Source organism: Nostoc sp., assembly GCF_036919815.1.
GTDB lineage: Bacteria > Cyanobacteriota > Cyanobacteriia > Cyanobacteriales > Nostocaceae > Nostoc.
Map to the genome: position 1 here is coordinate 16,173 of NZ_JBALCE010000108.1, position 14,709 is coordinate 30,881.

Genomic DNA, 14,709 nt, shown 5'->3' on the forward strand with positions numbered 1-14,709 from the left:
AATTCGTAATTCAGAAAGACATTTAATATGAAAACCTACGACTGGATTGTAGTTGGCGGTGGAATTACTGGTGCTGCACTCGCTTATGAACTTGTAAAAACTGGCTTTTCTGTACTTTTGTTGGAGCAATATAGCAGACCACAGAATGCAACTCGCTATAGTTATGGTGGGCTTGCCTATTGGTCGGCTACTACAACATTAACTCGGCAATTGTGCGAAGATGCGATCGCGCGTTACCATATCCTATCTCAAGAGTTAGACGCTGATATCCAATTTCGGGAATTAGATTTATTACTTACTATTTCAGCCGATTGTGATCCAGAAGCAACTGCTGCATCATATAATGATTGTGCCATTCCACCCCGGTTACTGAGTGTGCAAGAAGCTTGTGAGTTGGAACCGCAGCTAAATCGAGAGGCGATATCTGGTGCTTTAATTGTTAAACACGGTCATATTCACCCAGAAAAAACAGCACAAGCCTACATCCAAGCCTTTCTGCGGGCTGGGGGTGAAATGCAGATTACCCAAGTATTACAAGTATTGCAAGATGGCGTAAAAACAACTACTGCAACTTTCCACAGTGCTAATGTTGTCATTTGTGCGGGTGGACTCAGCCGCCAGCTTCTAAAATCTGTTGGTATTCCCATTAAGCTGTATTTTACCCACACAGAAATAATTGAAACCCCACCTGTAGATGTGCAGTTACGCACCTTAGTTATGCCGGCTAATGTGCAACGGTTTCAACTAGAAGCTGAATCTAGTCAACTTGATGAATTGTGGGATGAACTTGGTAATGAGTTAGTACCACCGATTTTAGATGCGGGTGCAATTCAGTTTCAAGATGGCAGTTTCCGCATCGGTCAAATTAGCCGTGCGATCGCAGATCCTCATGCCAAGGTAAACTCAGAGGTAAGTGAAAAATGGTTGCGAAAAAGCATAAACCAAATTTTGCCAACTTTAGAGAATTTACCAGGAACTTGGTATCATTGCTTGGTGGCATTTAGTAGCGACAGACTCGCCTTAATTGGTGCTATTCCCAAATTTGATCGCGTTCATGTTTTTGCTGGGTTTAGTAATCCTTTGGTGATTGTACCACCCTTAGCGGAGCGTTTTGCTAACTTTGCTGCTGGCAAGGAAGATGAAATTATTGCCCAGCTATCTCTTTAACCGTAACAAGAACTTTTGATTACACAAACTCAAAAATATGTATAAAGTTAACTTTTTATTAGTAACCTATCGTACTAATATCACATTTTAAAGGTTGATATGGAACAAAAGCAAGAAGGAAAAACTCGATGGCACTTTCTATTCGCCTGGGAATTCTGGTCGGTTTGCGCTCTTAAACACCTGTTCTACTGTTAGCGCCCAATCAGTAATTACCACTGATTCCATGCAAGTCGCACCTGTAAATACCTTATCCTCATACTGCCCCTCCACCCACTGGCAAATCGTAATTTGTTGCATCTGTGGGTCAACAATCCAATACTCCAATATTTCCCTAGCGGCATACTCTGTCCGCTTATAGCGATAATCACGAACGCGGTTCGCCGTTTCCGGTGAAACAATTTCAATCACTACGGCAGGCGGCGGCATATCACGGGTGAGGGTGGCACGAGTAGCACCGATAAGGGCTGCATAAGATTCTTCTGTGTGAACCATTAAGTCAGGTAAACGACATCTCGCCCGTCGCCCCGCCACGTCAATTTCTGTATCCTTGTGAGCAATTAAATAAAAGGGGAAATGTTTTAGTAGTTCAACGAATATAAATCTTGCCAGATTGGTATTTTCCTGACTTTCAGGTGGCATCTCGACTAGTTCTCCATCCACCAAGTCATAGCGCGTGTCTGTACCATCATCATAGGTAAGATACTCCTCAAAGGTCAGCAGTTTTTGGGTTTTCGTCGTTTGGGTCATTTGCTTTGCCTTCTTACCCTACATAGACTAGCACTGAATACTACTAAATTAATGTATTTCTTTTAACTACATTTTAATATATTATTACTGTTTTTAAGTATATGTAGAAAAATTATAAGTTGTTTTTCTGGTAATGCAAAAAGGCGGTATTGTCGCCTCTGATTCAACAGCCGAACTCAGCCAAGATGTGATTCAAAGCTTTTTGGCAATTTAATTTCTGATATTTCTATATCAATTTTGTCGCAAGTAATCAAGTCTGCTGCTTCTTGTAAAAGCTCATTTTGTTCCTTCTGAATTGCTTCTAAACGATGAGAAATTTCTGCTAATCGCTGTTGTTTATTTGGTTGAAAATTTTCAGGCAGTAAAACTGGTAAATTATCAATTTTTTTAGTAGCTGTCATTCTTTGGATAGTAAAAGTGCCAACTTTAGTTAAGGAAAGAAAGCTAACTTTAATCAAAGCCTGAAGAAATTTTATCGGAACTTGGAGTATTGACCAACTAGCTGTTTCAATTAAGCGGACAATTGCTTTGATGATGCTCCAAACTATAGCAAGTGCAAACAGCAGAATTATAACACTAATAATTGGGTGATTTGCACCCCAAGCTAATATTTGAACTAACCTAAAAAATAGTGGGTGTTGTGTCAGCCAATCACTTACAGAAGATGCGATCGCTGTTTTTACCGCTCCCGATGTTGTACTCTTAAATTGCTCGGCTGTTTGCCAACTTTGTTCTAAGTTTGTCGTAACTGTATCAATTGCTTTATCAGTTGTTGTAGTGGCTGTTGCCTTCAAAGACTCCCCAGCTTGTTGTGCTGAATTACTTAGAGAGTTCACCCTTTGGCCTACAAAATCTTTCACATTTTGCAAGCGTTGTAATATTCCGTTAGGCAAATGTATGTCTATTTGAGATGGCATAATATTTCACCGAGGTTGAAATCGAACCCGTAACCCATCTTTGTTTAAACTCTTGCAACCAAGTAAACTCCTGTTTTTCCTCCCACTTTTGGAGATAGCCGCGTCTAATATCTTCGTTAGATGTTTATTAAATTGGCATTTTAATTATTAATTTAGCATAATAAGTACTAAAAACCCAAGTTTTTCAGGAGTATTTGATTTAGCAAAGTAGTCTGATGAGTAAACAGTCTTTCTCCACTCCCTACTCCCCAGTCTCCGAAATACTAATTTTTCGCCAGTACTTCCTTGGGAGTAATTTCGGCATATTGTTCTGGAGTCAAGAAGCCATCTCTTACATTTACCTTCTTAGGTATGAGTCCTAAGCTATACCATTTGTCAGCAACTTCTTGTTGTTTATTAATGATTGCTTCGGTAATTGGTATAAGCGTGAAATCATACTTTTTGTGCATAATCTCTAATGTATGTGGATCAAGTTGAGTTGTTGCAGAGAGCAATTTGGCAATTTCTTTAGGGTTATTTTTAGACCAATCTTGGGCTTTTTGTACTTCTTCTAGAAAGACTTTGATGACTTCTCGATTTTCTTCATAAAATTTGCGGTTTGTGGATATAAAATTGTTAGTATCTCGCAAACCATTACCACCATCTACCAGGACTCTTCCTGTACCATTTTGGACATTTCTTGTGACAAATGGTTCCCAGATAAACCAAGCATCTACTTTACCTTGACTAAATGCCACATTAGCATCTGGAGGTGGTAGGGAGACTGATTCTATATCACTAAGCTTTAAACCTTCTTTTTCTAAGGCTCTAAGTATAAGATAATGACCGATTGATGCTTTTTGAAAAGCTACTTTTTTCCCTTTTAAATCTTTGACACTTTTAATAGGAGAGTTTTTAGGAACTAACAATGAAACTGATTGACCATCAGAAGAATTAGCCGCTAAATATACAAGAGGTGTGCCGGCTGCTTGAGAGAAAACAGGAGGAGATTCTGCTGTCAAGGCAATATCAAGTGCACCTGCATTTAAAGCTTCTAATTGTTGTGGACCGGCAGCAAATTCTGGCCACTCTACCCTATATCCTAAAGCTTTTAATCGTTCTGCTAGACTACCTTTTCGTTCTAAGACAGCTAGGGCAGTAAGTTGTTTAGAGCGAACAATTCTAATTACTTTATCAACAGTAGTATTACTACTACTAGCTGCTTTAGAAGCCGATGAAGCTGCTTGTTGCTGAGAATTATCTGGTGAATTACTGCAACTAAACAGTGTAGTAGATAATACTACACTGTAGCCAAAAGCAAATAAAGCGTGACGACGAGTGATGCGTTGGTTTTTCCAGAATGCAAATTGTTTTTTGAAATTTTTCATGAATTAATTCACCTCTAATTATCAAACAAGTTGTCAAACAAAAGATTTAAACTGTGATTTTCGTTCCATCAAATTTTGTGAATATGAAGCCATTGAATTTTTCGTTGTAACCCAACCTCTCATCTTTCAGGATGCTAATAGCAATATCTTCACCCAAAGCTATGCCAGCAGAACTATCTGTGCCCCACCAAGAAGTAAGAGTTTTAGAGAGTCTTTGCCTAAGTCCTATGAGTTTATGGGAAACACCTGTAGTCTGTGTGCCCAAATTTGCGTAGGCGTAGCCCGTGCTAGCAGTTTGTAGTGCGGACTTTAGTCCCTAAAACCAAGACTAAAGTCCTGACTACAAACAAACATTTTTTATTCAGCTTGATTAACCGGACATGATATGACTACCAAAAAGCAGTGCTAGGCAGCAACATGAGTAGTAAATCTAGCATATCGCTCTATGTATAACTCCTTACTATTAGCGATCGCCACCACAGAATCAGGTTGTTTCAAAGCCTTTTTCCACTGACGTAGACGAGTAAATTCCTCTGGTATTGCAAAGCCTCGATGGTGCTTTAATGCAGGCCAACGCTCAAACCAGGGGTAAAAGGTGAAATCAACCAGACTAATGGATTCACCAAACCAGTAAGGTCCGTCTCCTGATAACTTCCCAAAAGCTTCATTCTTGATAAATTCCAGATGTTTATATAGTTCTTGTTTAGCTGCTTCTTGCTGTTGAATATCGGGACTACGCAAGAGAGCAGAAAAAGCCGGAACGAATCGAGTATTAGCAAAATCAATCCAGATGCGAGCCTGGGCTTTAGCAATGGGACTACTGGGTAAAAGCGGCGGATTTGGAAATACCTCATTGAGATATTCGTTAATTACTGCCGATTCCCAAACTCGGTGATGATTATGTGCGATCGCAGGCACTTTTCCATAAAGAGAAATATCTTTAAATCCCTCTGGCTTGTTTTGCAAATCAATCTCAATCAAATCAAAGTCGATGCCTTTTTCTTGCAATACCAAGCGCGAACGGTGAGCATAAGGGCAAACCACTGCGCTATATATCTTGATTTCAGCCATGTTGATGTTCCTGTATAAATATGATTGGTTTATTAGCTTTGGCAATTAATTCAATCCAAAATCCAAAATCTAAAATCTAAAATTGAACTAGAGCCAAGGCACTTCTTCAGGTGCATAACGAAAGGCGCGGAAGACTGAATTTTGTTCCCCACTAGCTACTACTGACTTCTCACCAAGATTCCGAACCGCAAAGTGGGGATTAACATATTCCCAAACAATCTCTTTTGTAACTGTCACCTCAAATATGCGGCCGTAAGCACCTTCTGTAATTAAAGTATTGCCATTCGCTAGACGCTGTGCGCCTGATATATACGAACTGAAGAAATTTTGAGGTGGGTTGTCACCGTACTCCCAAACTATTTCTTTAGTTTGACGGCTTACTTCAATCACACGAGAGAAATTGAGCGCAGTGTGACGACGATGTGCGCCATTATCAAAAATTAGGATATTGCCGTTAGCTAATTCGTTAGGAAAGTGCTGCTGTGCTAATACGTCATCTCCAAGTGTCCAGATAATCTCTCCTGTTTGGTGATCAATAATTACGACGGTAGAGATGTTACGAAAGCTGATTATAATATTGCCGTCAGCGAGTTCGCCTACAGTATTACCATGAGTCCATTCGTGTCGTTGATCTTGGGGAGTGATAGTAAAAATATCTGGATCTAAGTGTTTGTGGGCGTGCCAAGTCCAAACAATCTCACCCCCAGGAGTAACTTCGTAAAGTACATCAGCATAGATATCACCGTCTGCTTCCGTTCCTGGTACACCGCCTTTGATCCGGGGAATCAAGGACGCGGTAGTTGGCGCAGTTTATGAGCCGTATCCAATTCACTATTGTTTTTTCTGCCATATCCCCAACCCAAGAGGCGACGATATTCACCCATGATGTCACTTTCAATTAAATCATCCTCATTGACTGCAACATTGGTATGAGATTCAGGCGCAACGTAGAGCGCATCCGCAGGACAATATGCCTCACACATGAAACAAGTTTGACAGTCTTCCTTGCGGGCGATCGCAGGTGGTTGGTTAGGTACGGAATCAAAGACATTGGTAGGACAAACTTGAACGCACAAATTACAATTGATACAGAGTTTATGGCTGACAAGCTCAATCATGATCCTGCTCCTGTTACAACTTTGATACAGTAGGTGTGGTTTGAGTGGTGATTACTGGTGGTGTAGCGTAGACGCTTTGTGGTGAGGGGGTCGCAGTCTTCTCCCAAGGGGAGACGCTAAGAGCGATAGCGTAGCGTTAGCGAGTCATCGAGCGTCTGGCGGTTTCCGTCGATTGCGATAGCGCAGCGTTAGCGACGTTAGGAGCATCACCCCCGAACCCGTTGGCGCAGCCTCTCGTAGAGAAGGGCTTGTCGCCAGACATCGCATCCGTAATCCAATCACGCCTCACCCAAAGCTTATCTAAGCCGCCTGTCGCTTGGTAATAACGCTGATTTGGATCAGTTTCGGGATAGTCCAGGCGAATATGTTCGCTGCGCGTTTCCGTGCGATGTAACGCGCTAAAATATGCCCATCGTGCTACAGCAGTCAGAGCAGCCGCTCGACGAGAAAATTCCACATCGCGCACTGTATCTTGTTTCGGGTTCCCTTGTACTTGCTGCCACAGCGTGTCTAATTTGGCGAGAGAATCCAAAAGTCCCTGCTCAGAACGCAAGTAATTCTTCTCTAACGGGAACATCTGGGCTTGTACACCGCGCACGATCGCCTCACTATCGAATGTTTCAGAAGTGGGTGAGGGTGACGATGGGCTACGCCCCGCCAAAGGCGATGGCGTTCCGCCCACCGTAGGTGATCGCAATCCCGCTTGACCAGTAGGACGCGCAACCCGTTCATTTGCATGATCCCCCAGACTCTTGGCAAAGGCTGCTGCACCAACTCCAGCCCATTGCCCTGTGGAGATTGCCCAGGCAGCATTGGGGCCACCACCCCCAGAAGCTAAACCGGCTAAAAACTCCCGCGATGCAGCATCACCGGCAGCGTAGAGGCCAGGAACCTTTGTAGCGCAATCATCATTCACAATCCGAATCCCACCTGTACCACGGACTGTACCCTCTAAAACAAGTGTCACAGGCACTCGTTCTGTATAGGGGTCAATACCAGCTTTTGTATAGGGTAGAAAAGCGATGAAATGAGACTTTTCAATCACTGCTTTAACTTCCGGTGTGGCTCGATCCAAACGAGCATAAACCGGGCCTTTCAGGAGGGCATTAGGGAGAAACGATGGATCGCGACGACCATTGATATAGCCACCCAGATCATTGCCTGCTTCATCCGTATAACTAGCCCAGCCAAAGGGAACACCCCTGGTTACAGTCGCATTGAAAGCCGTCGAAATGGCATAGTGATTAGAAGCTTCCATACTAGAAAGTTCCCCACCAGCTTCCACTGCCATCAACAGTCCATCCCCTGTATTGGTATTGCAACCTAATGCTTTACTCAAGAATGCACAACCACCATTCGCTAAAACTACTGCACCAGCACGAACGGTATAAGTACGATGATCTTGCCTCTGCACACCTCTTGCTCCAGCTACTGAGCCATCCTCAGCCAATAAAAGCTCTAGAGCCGGACTTTGATCAAGAATCTGCACACCAACACGCAAAAGATTTTTGCGAAGTACCCGCATATATTCCGGGCCATAATAACTCTGACGCACAGATTCCCCATCTTTTTTAGGGAAACGATAGCCCCAACTTTCTACTAGGGGCAAACTCAGCCAAGTTTTTTCGATAACACGCTCGATCCAACGTGAGTTAGCGAGGTTTTTTCCTGCGCGATAACGCTCCGATAAAACTTTGTCCCAATTCTCTGGAGACGGAGCCATGATGCCATTGCCACTAGCAGCAGCAGCACCGCTTGTACCCAGAAAACCTTTATCAACAATGATGACTTTGACTCCTTGGGATGCGGCTGCCCAGGCTGCCCATGCTGCGGCAGGGCCACCACCAATTACCAGTACATCAGCATTTAATTGTAGTTCATTTTCACTATGGACTGTTAGCAATTCCCTTTCCTCAATAAAGTCTCCAAAGTACAGTAGAATTCAGGAGTCAGAAGTGCTCCAACTTTTCGCTGCGTTTCTGTATGAGGCAAATTCATACATTCAATCAGCAACGCCTACAAAATCAATAAACAGAAGTCAATAATTTATCGATCGCTGCTCGAAACGCGGTTGCTGCACCAGCACTCATATCACGGGGGGCGCAGATGCGATTTCTCAAATATGCGAAAGCGATCGCCCCCACAGCAGCGAAGATAGGATCAACACTGCTATTTTTACCACCCGTCCGACCACCCGGTAAAGTTTCGCCATTGCCATGAATGAGATAATCAGCTAGTTGTCGCAGGTGAAAATCAACAGCGTCCTTAACTGTGGTAAAATCACCATCTGCGGCTATTGCTTGGACTCCAGAGTTTTTGATAATATCTGCGATCGCAACTTCCCGATTATCGCTCAATCTCTCAGCTGCTTCGGCGCGATATTGAATTTTCTCACTATCTGCCACATCTAGAGGTAAAGGATTGCCAATCGGTTCTACACCCCATCTGCGACGCAACAGTAAATTATTGGTAATATTATCCGACTTTACCCTGTGATAAGCAGGACGCTGATTAAGTGCGTCAAACCAAGCATTAATGCGAGGAAAGCGAGGATTTCCTTTAAGGTGATATCCCCGATACACAGGTAAATTAGCCGCCAATCTATCCAGATGGGGACTATACAAAATGTCAACTAAGCTAAATGTACTGACAAAGTAAGCGCCGGGATATTTAGCCAAAGTTTGCTCAAGTTCATCTAACTTCGCCTCAAATGCTGCTTGTAAGTTTGCCAACTCATCAGCATCTACAAATGCTTCTCTCAGGAATTTGTAAGCAATCTCTCTAAAACCCTTAGTCTCAGCCTCTTCAACCAACTGTCTAGCAACAGCGTTTTCCTCTGGATTTTCCGGCAATAATGCAGGAGTAGGAAACCTTTCTTCTAAAGCCAAGAGAATGTCTTTGGATTCAAATACTAAGTTACCCTCAATTTTTGCTGCTGGGACAAGGGTTGTGGGAACTATGTCAGTGTACCATTTGGGTTTATTACTTAAATCAATAAACTCCGTTGCAAAGGGAATTTCCTTTTCTTCCAGAGCAAACCAAACTCGCTCGCAGAAAGGACACCAGGAATTAGTATCTCGATAAAGCAAGACTGGCGGTTCTGTATTTGGGGGAAGTTTATGCAAACTGCTGGGTATTGGTGCAGTAGAAGGAGATTGTCCCGGCCTCTTTACCCTACGCGCAGGGGTATTTTTTCTAGCAGTTTCTAAAACTTCTTCCCAAGTTGACACTGTGTTTTGAATAGACATTTTTTACCTCGCTTTACTAGGAATGCCGGAAAACACAAATAACTGTTGCTCTTTGGGTGCAGCGAAGTTTTCACCAAGGTAACGATGAAGTCCTACACCCATATCTCCCGTGTCCGTAAGCTTGAAGTTAACTTCCTCAAATCCAGATGCACTTAAAATTTTTCGCACATTGTCAGAGTAGGCAATACCGTTAGAGTGTCCGCGAGTCAAGATGACAAAAGCACCTGGTTTACTCAAAAAACTCAGGTTATCTAGTAGGCGATTGAGTTCAGCTTCCTGTGCCAGATTGCCAAAGACACCACACACAATTACGATATCTGCTGGTACTGCTCCTACATAGTTAGCGGCAAGAGTTGCATCACCATTGATAAACTCAATCTGCTTGGCTAAACCCAAAAACTCTATAGTTGCTCGTCCACGCTCAACTAAATTTGAATTTATTTCAACCAGTCGTGCAGAAACATCTTTCGCACGAGGGTGATTTTTTAAAGTTCCTAATAAATCTCGTCCATCACCCGCGCAAACACTCACTATTCGGATAGCGCCATCTGGTGAGGTATTCAAGCTGTAAGCAATATATTCCTGCACGATTTCTAGACGCTGCTGCAATTTTGGCTCAGTGTCGTATAGGTCGTGCCATTCATACCAATCTTTTGGCATAATGCGTGATTCCCGTTTGATGCACACTGTGAACTCATAAACTACGGTTATTTTATCAAGTAACTGTAGTTTATGGATGAAGGTAGAGTATCACAAATATTTATATAAAATCAAGCCTTATTGAATAAAAACCGGCATTATTTGCTTGGTTATACGTAAAAATTATGTATAATAATGCTGCGTAAGTGCTTGTATAAAAAAATTAAAAATCTGTTGCTAAGAGGTTCCTGATTTGTCAAATACAGTAAGATGATTTTGAGTAGAAAAAATTTTTAAGCGTTTTTAAAAGTGATGGCGTTTGATTATGCGGTTTTGGGAAGAAAGCTCAAGGATGCGCGGGAAAGTCTTTTAATTGCTCCGCAAGATCCTGCCTCACGCCTTCAAATAAGCTTCCAGGAGTATCTAAATATTGAAGAGGGTAGGAACAGAATTACAGGTGATCAGTTAGTATTATTAGCTGTTCTATACCGTCGTGATTTTAGATACTTCGTTACAGGTGACTATCCATCAGCAGAGTCACAAGTTCAAGAGATGTTTCGACGAAATGCTGCCCTTTCCCAGAGCGATCGTGTCGCTATTCAGGAATTTGTTCGGCTCTGTGAATACGAAGATTTCCTGGAGAGAGAAATATTTCAGCGTCAGTCTATACCGATTCCCAATTATGGACAATTTTCCTTTGGTCACAGACACTTCAAAAGACAAGGCGAAGAAGCTGCCTCTTTTGAGAGAGAACGTTTAGTTGTGGGAAAACAACCAATAGAAAATATATTTGAGTTGATCAGAAATCAAAGTATTCATATTTTTAAACGTCAATTAGAAGATAAAAATATTTCTGCCTTATACATCAATCATCCGGTTGCGGGACATTGTATTCTTGTCAACTACCTTGATGACTTGTAACGGTACATTCAAATGCCTCCAGGTAGTGTCACTAAATTGGTTGAGGTTTTAATAGAAGCTTACCTGGAAAATCACTTAGGAGATCATGAACTTAGACTAATACAAAAAATGCTAGCAGACCATAAGTTTGTTATCAAGATTGATTTAGCTAATGAGGCAGCGAAAAGAAGATGGATGTTGGGTGGCTACAGTTGATTAACTTTTAACGCATTCAAAAAGCGAAACAACCGCACAGTCGAAAAGCCTGATAGCTTTCCGTTCATCAAATTTGGTTGATCAATCCCTAAAAGTTCTGCTGCTTTAGTCTGGGTCATTTGTTGCAACAAGTTCAGCTTTCACAAGCAATTCATCAGAGTTTTCTAAGCCCAAATCGGCAAATATATTACCGTTAATCGCTTGTATTTTTATTTCCTTAGTCATTCTTATTCCCCCTGCTGCTGGCTGTAGTTTTCTGCATAATGCTCGTTTTGCTCGTTTAAGTCTTTTCTCAATCCTTTCATAACAATCTTTTGGCACAAGGGATGATTATTATGTAATCCCAAACTACGGTTAGTTTATCAATTAAATGTATTTAATGCCTGAAATCAGGTATTATAAAAATTTATAACAAATCAAGTCTTAATTCTTTTAGCTGGGTTGGAAAAGTACTTAGTTCCAGTAAAGAGACTTGATGAAATCAGCGTAACTATTGATTTTAACTAAGACCGCCATGAACCCTAGTTTTTTAACTGCCCATACTCCAACCACGATCGCTATTGTTGGCGGAGGTTTTAGTGGTTCTCTAGTCGCTACCCATCTATTGAAGACTGCCAGTCAACCTCTCACCATTAAGCTAATTGAGCGTAGCGATCAAATCGGCAAAGGAATTGCCTATAGCACAGATACCAACTGTCATTTGCTAAATGTATCGGCAGGCAACATGAGTGCATTTGCCCACGATCCAGGGCATTTGTTACGTTGGCTTAAGCACAACCGCGATGAGTTAATAGCATTTTTTTCAGAAGAAGTCAATGCCAGTACCTTCATACCTCGTAAGGTCTATGGTTTATACATTCAATCGGTTTTGGCAGAAGCAGAAGCCACAACACCTAGTGATGTGCGACTAGAACGCTTGCTCGATGAAGTGGTAGGAGTACAGCCTGAAGAAAAAAGCGCAATGATTTCTCTACGTAGTGGTCGCTGTTTTGCCGCAGACAGAGTTGTGTTGGCATTAGGAAACTCACCCTCTGCACCCCCCGCCATTCAAAACGCAAACAGTAATGATGAAAATTATTTACGGAATGCTTGGTCAGCCGATGCCCTAGCAGACCTTGATGCTGATGCACCTGTGTTGCTAATTGGTACGGGACTGACGATGGTGGATATGGTTTTATCTCTGAGCGATCGCCACCATCGGGGCAAAATTTATGCTGTGTCCCGACGAGGATTATTTCCCCTCAAACATCAAGCGGCTCAACCTTATCCCTCCTTCTTGACCCCAGAAAATTCACCAAAAAGTGTGCGGGGCTGGTTACGTCGGCTGCGTGCTGAGGTGGAAATTGCTACTGCCCTAGGCTACGACTGGCGGGCAGTAATTGATTCTCTGCGTCCCATGAATCAGAAAATCTGGCAACAACTACCGACCGAGGAACAGCAACGTTTTTTGCGTCATCTGACACCCTATTGGGACGTGCATCGTCACCGCATTGCCCCAAGAGTGGCGGATGTTGTAACCCAAATGCTGGATTCGGCTCAACTCACCATTGCCGCAGGGCGGATTCGAGAATATCAAGCTTTGCCGGACGGTGTGGCAGTAACCGTATGCCAGCGCAAAACCCAAACTAATAATATCTTGCACGTCCGCCGGGTGGTGAATTGTACAGGGGTAGCAGCAGATTATCGCCGATCGCCTCATCCTCTGATTACTAATTTGCGATCGCACGGTTTAATTCGCCCCAATGCCATCGGTTTAGGACTAGATACAGATACCTACGGTGCTTTATATGCAGCAGATGGTAACGTTTCGACGCTGCTTTATACCTTGGGAACCCCTCGCAAGGGTGACTTGTGGGAAACAATCGCTGTACCAGAATTACGGGGACAGGCGCAGGAATTATCTAAGGCGTTGTTGCAGTCGCTACCAGTGCGTGTGCGGACTATTGCGACGATGCCTTTGTTAAGCGTAAGCGATGTCTACGACGGGCTACGCCGGAGCAGTGCAGAGATACCCCAGTCAACTTTCCTATTTCGGCAATTTTTTGACCCTGAAACTAGTAGTTACACTTATTTAATTGCCGACAAGCAGACAGGAGATGCTGTTCTAGTTGATCCTGTATTAGAGCAAGTTGACCGCGATTTGCAATCATTAGCTGAACTGGGATTAAAGCTACGCTACTGTCTAGAAACTCACCTTCATGCCGATCACATCACAGGGGCAGGCAAACTCAGGCAACAAACAGGCGCTCAAGTGATCGTTCCCCAGAATACTGCTGTGACCAAAGCCGATCGCTCCCTTGTCGGTGGCGAAATCCTAGAGGTGGGATCGGTAATCATTGAAACGATTTTCACACCAGGTCACACCGCCAGTCACATAGCATATTTGGTGAACAAAACCCATCTCTTAACTGGTGATGCCTTATTTATTCGTGGTTGTGGACGCACAGATTTTCAGGGAGGTGATCCTGGAACTCTATATGATGTGGTGACACAACGCTTATTCACCTTGCCAGATGATACCTTGGTATATCCTGCCCATGACTATAAAGGACGTACTGTTTCTACCATTGGCGAAGAAAAGCGGCTTAATCCCAGATTTAGCGATTCCTACGGAGCGCTTCTCTGCGAGACGCTCCGCGAACGCTATCGCAGCCGTAGTCAATTTATTACAATGATGAATAATCTCAAATTGAGTTATCCCCAAAAGATGAATGCAGCAGTACCAGCGAATGAATACTGTGGTGATTTTATCCCTCAAGAAAGCTTAGACTCAGCTACAAGTTCGGCAACAGATGAAGAACAGAAACAAATAGAACTTACAGTCATGACTAATACAGAAATTTATAATGATTACTTTGCTATGTATATCTAGAGCAGAATGAAGAGTGCTGAGTAAAAAGACCACGCCACTTGCGGGTGGGGTATCAACCCAAGTTCAAAAGTAGTGAGTACTTCTTAATTTACTCAGCACTCAGGACTCAGCACTCAGTACTGAGTCGGTAAAATAAGTAGTGATTGCAAAATTATTTACACATTTATTTAACCTATAATCAGGGTTTTACAAGCATTTCAGGCGATGTGACTATGAAATTAATTTTGCACAGGTACTTACCTTTATTCAGCGATCGCATAACACTGAAAATTAATTTAACGAGTCGCGGAAGTCCCCACCTTCTCTGCGAGACGCTACGCGAACAATGTACTCATAAGGTGGGGATTGTGAGCGGGGGATAAGGATTACATCTGGAATTGATTTAAAACATCAGTAAAAACTCTCTTCTGGATGTATGACGAATCCCCAGAATTTTCTGGTAAGATA

At 42.7% G+C, this 14,709-nt stretch carries 13 protein-coding genes; 3 read left to right on the forward strand and 10 right to left on the reverse strand.

All coding sequences use genetic code 11. The annotated features are described in order from the left end of the window. The first annotated feature begins 27 nt into the window (after positions 1–27). Positions 28–1,167 carry an NAD(P)/FAD-dependent oxidoreductase gene (locus V7K15_RS24500; RefSeq protein WP_334909704.1) on the forward strand — a complete coding sequence of 380 codons (1,140 nt, stop codon included), beginning with the start codon at positions 28–30 and terminating at the stop codon, positions 1,165–1,167. 138 nt (positions 1,168–1,305) lie between these two features. Here the strand turns inward: V7K15_RS24500 and V7K15_RS24505 are convergent, their stop codons facing one another. The 9 genes from V7K15_RS24505 to V7K15_RS24550 form a co-directional block, all read right to left on the reverse strand. Beyond that, the gene (locus tag V7K15_RS24505; protein ID WP_334909706.1) at positions 1,306–1,914 is read right to left on the reverse strand and encodes a Uma2 family endonuclease; all 609 of its coding nucleotides are present in this window, start codon (positions 1,912–1,914) and stop codon (positions 1,306–1,308) included. Positions 1,915–2,090: 176 nt separating this feature from the next. Continuing rightward, the gene (locus V7K15_RS24515) at positions 2,091–2,831 is read right to left on the reverse strand and encodes a hypothetical protein (RefSeq protein WP_334909708.1); all 741 of its coding nucleotides are present in this window, start codon (positions 2,829–2,831) and stop codon (positions 2,091–2,093) included. A 263-nt stretch (positions 2,832–3,094) separates the two neighbouring features. Beyond that, complete coding sequence (locus tag V7K15_RS24520) at positions 3,095–4,198, reverse strand: aliphatic sulfonate ABC transporter substrate-binding protein (protein ID WP_334909710.1); 1,104 nt, start codon at positions 4,196–4,198, stop codon at positions 3,095–3,097. A 405-nt stretch (positions 4,199–4,603) separates the two neighbouring features. Next, positions 4,604–5,269: a glutathione S-transferase family protein gene (locus tag V7K15_RS24525; protein ID WP_334909712.1), complete on the reverse strand. Its 666-nt coding sequence runs from the start codon at positions 5,267–5,269 to the stop codon at positions 4,604–4,606. A gap of 87 nt (positions 5,270–5,356) precedes the next feature. Then, a complete protein-coding gene (locus V7K15_RS24530; RefSeq protein WP_334909714.1) occupies positions 5,357–6,058 on the reverse strand; it encodes an aryl-sulfate sulfotransferase in 702 nt (233 codons plus the stop codon). Continuing rightward, positions 6,055–6,387, reverse strand: coding sequence for a 4Fe-4S binding protein (locus V7K15_RS24535; protein WP_334909716.1), 333 nt, complete (start codon positions 6,385–6,387; stop codon positions 6,055–6,057). Before V7K15_RS24535 ends, V7K15_RS24530 begins: the two co-directional genes overlap by 4 nt. 136 nt (positions 6,388–6,523) lie before the next feature. Next, a complete protein-coding gene (locus V7K15_RS24540) occupies positions 6,524–8,290 on the reverse strand; it encodes an FAD-binding protein (protein ID WP_334909718.1) in 1,767 nt (588 codons plus the stop codon). A 121-nt stretch (positions 8,291–8,411) separates the two neighbouring features. After that, positions 8,412–9,635, reverse strand: coding sequence for a glutathione S-transferase family protein (locus V7K15_RS24545; protein WP_334909720.1), 1,224 nt, complete (start codon positions 9,633–9,635; stop codon positions 8,412–8,414). Positions 9,636–9,638: 3 nt separating this feature from the next. Then, a complete protein-coding gene (locus tag V7K15_RS24550; protein ID WP_334909722.1) occupies positions 9,639–10,295 on the reverse strand; it encodes a class I SAM-dependent methyltransferase family protein in 657 nt (218 codons plus the stop codon). Positions 10,296–10,586: 291 nt separating this feature from the next. Here V7K15_RS24550 and V7K15_RS24555 point away from each other — a divergent pair, with 291 nt between their 5' ends. Then, entirely contained in the window at positions 10,587–11,195 is a 609-nt protein-coding gene (locus V7K15_RS24555) for a helix-turn-helix domain-containing protein (RefSeq protein WP_334909724.1), read from the forward strand. Positions 11,196–11,380: 185 nt separating this feature from the next. On the opposite strand, the gene V7K15_RS24560 is transcribed toward V7K15_RS24555, so the two are convergent. Then, positions 11,381–11,509, reverse strand: coding sequence for an XRE family transcriptional regulator (locus V7K15_RS24560; protein ID WP_334909726.1), 129 nt, complete (start codon positions 11,507–11,509; stop codon positions 11,381–11,383). A gap of 395 nt (positions 11,510–11,904) precedes the next feature. Between V7K15_RS24560 and V7K15_RS24565 the strand changes: the two genes are divergently transcribed. Beyond that, positions 11,905–14,262 carry an FAD/NAD(P)-binding protein gene (locus V7K15_RS24565; protein WP_334909728.1) on the forward strand — a complete coding sequence of 786 codons (2,358 nt, stop codon included), beginning with the start codon at positions 11,905–11,907 and terminating at the stop codon, positions 14,260–14,262. Positions 14,263–14,709 lie beyond the last annotated feature (447 nt).

Excerpts from the sequence above, each read along its gene's own strand:
- V7K15_RS24560 (WP_334909726.1), bottom strand. The coding sequence starts at position 11,509 with ATGACCCAGACTAAAGCAGCAGAACTTTTAGGGATTGATCAACCAAAT.
- V7K15_RS24550 (WP_334909722.1), bottom strand. The coding sequence starts at position 10,295 with ATGCCAAAAGATTGGTATGAATGGCACGACCTATACGACACTGAGCCA.
- V7K15_RS24565 (WP_334909728.1), top strand. The coding sequence starts at position 11,905 with ATGAACCCTAGTTTTTTAACTGCCCATACTCCAACCACGATCGCTATT.
- V7K15_RS24515 (WP_334909708.1), bottom strand. The coding sequence starts at position 2,831 with ATGCCATCTCAAATAGACATACATTTGCCTAACGGAATATTACAACGC.
- V7K15_RS24520 (WP_334909710.1), bottom strand. The coding sequence starts at position 4,198 with ATGAAAAATTTCAAAAAACAATTTGCATTCTGGAAAAACCAACGCATC.
- V7K15_RS24525 (WP_334909712.1), bottom strand. The coding sequence starts at position 5,269 with ATGGCTGAAATCAAGATATATAGCGCAGTGGTTTGCCCTTATGCTCAC.
- V7K15_RS24555 (WP_334909724.1), top strand. The coding sequence starts at position 10,587 with ATGGCGTTTGATTATGCGGTTTTGGGAAGAAAGCTCAAGGATGCGCGG.
- V7K15_RS24535 (WP_334909716.1), bottom strand. The coding sequence starts at position 6,387 with ATGATTGAGCTTGTCAGCCATAAACTCTGTATCAATTGTAATTTGTGC.
- V7K15_RS24505 (WP_334909706.1), bottom strand. The coding sequence starts at position 1,914 with ATGACCCAAACGACGAAAACCCAAAAACTGCTGACCTTTGAGGAGTAT.
- V7K15_RS24500 (WP_334909704.1), top strand. The coding sequence starts at position 28 with ATGAAAACCTACGACTGGATTGTAGTTGGCGGTGGAATTACTGGTGCT.
- V7K15_RS24545 (WP_334909720.1), bottom strand. The coding sequence starts at position 9,635 with ATGTCTATTCAAAACACAGTGTCAACTTGGGAAGAAGTTTTAGAAACT.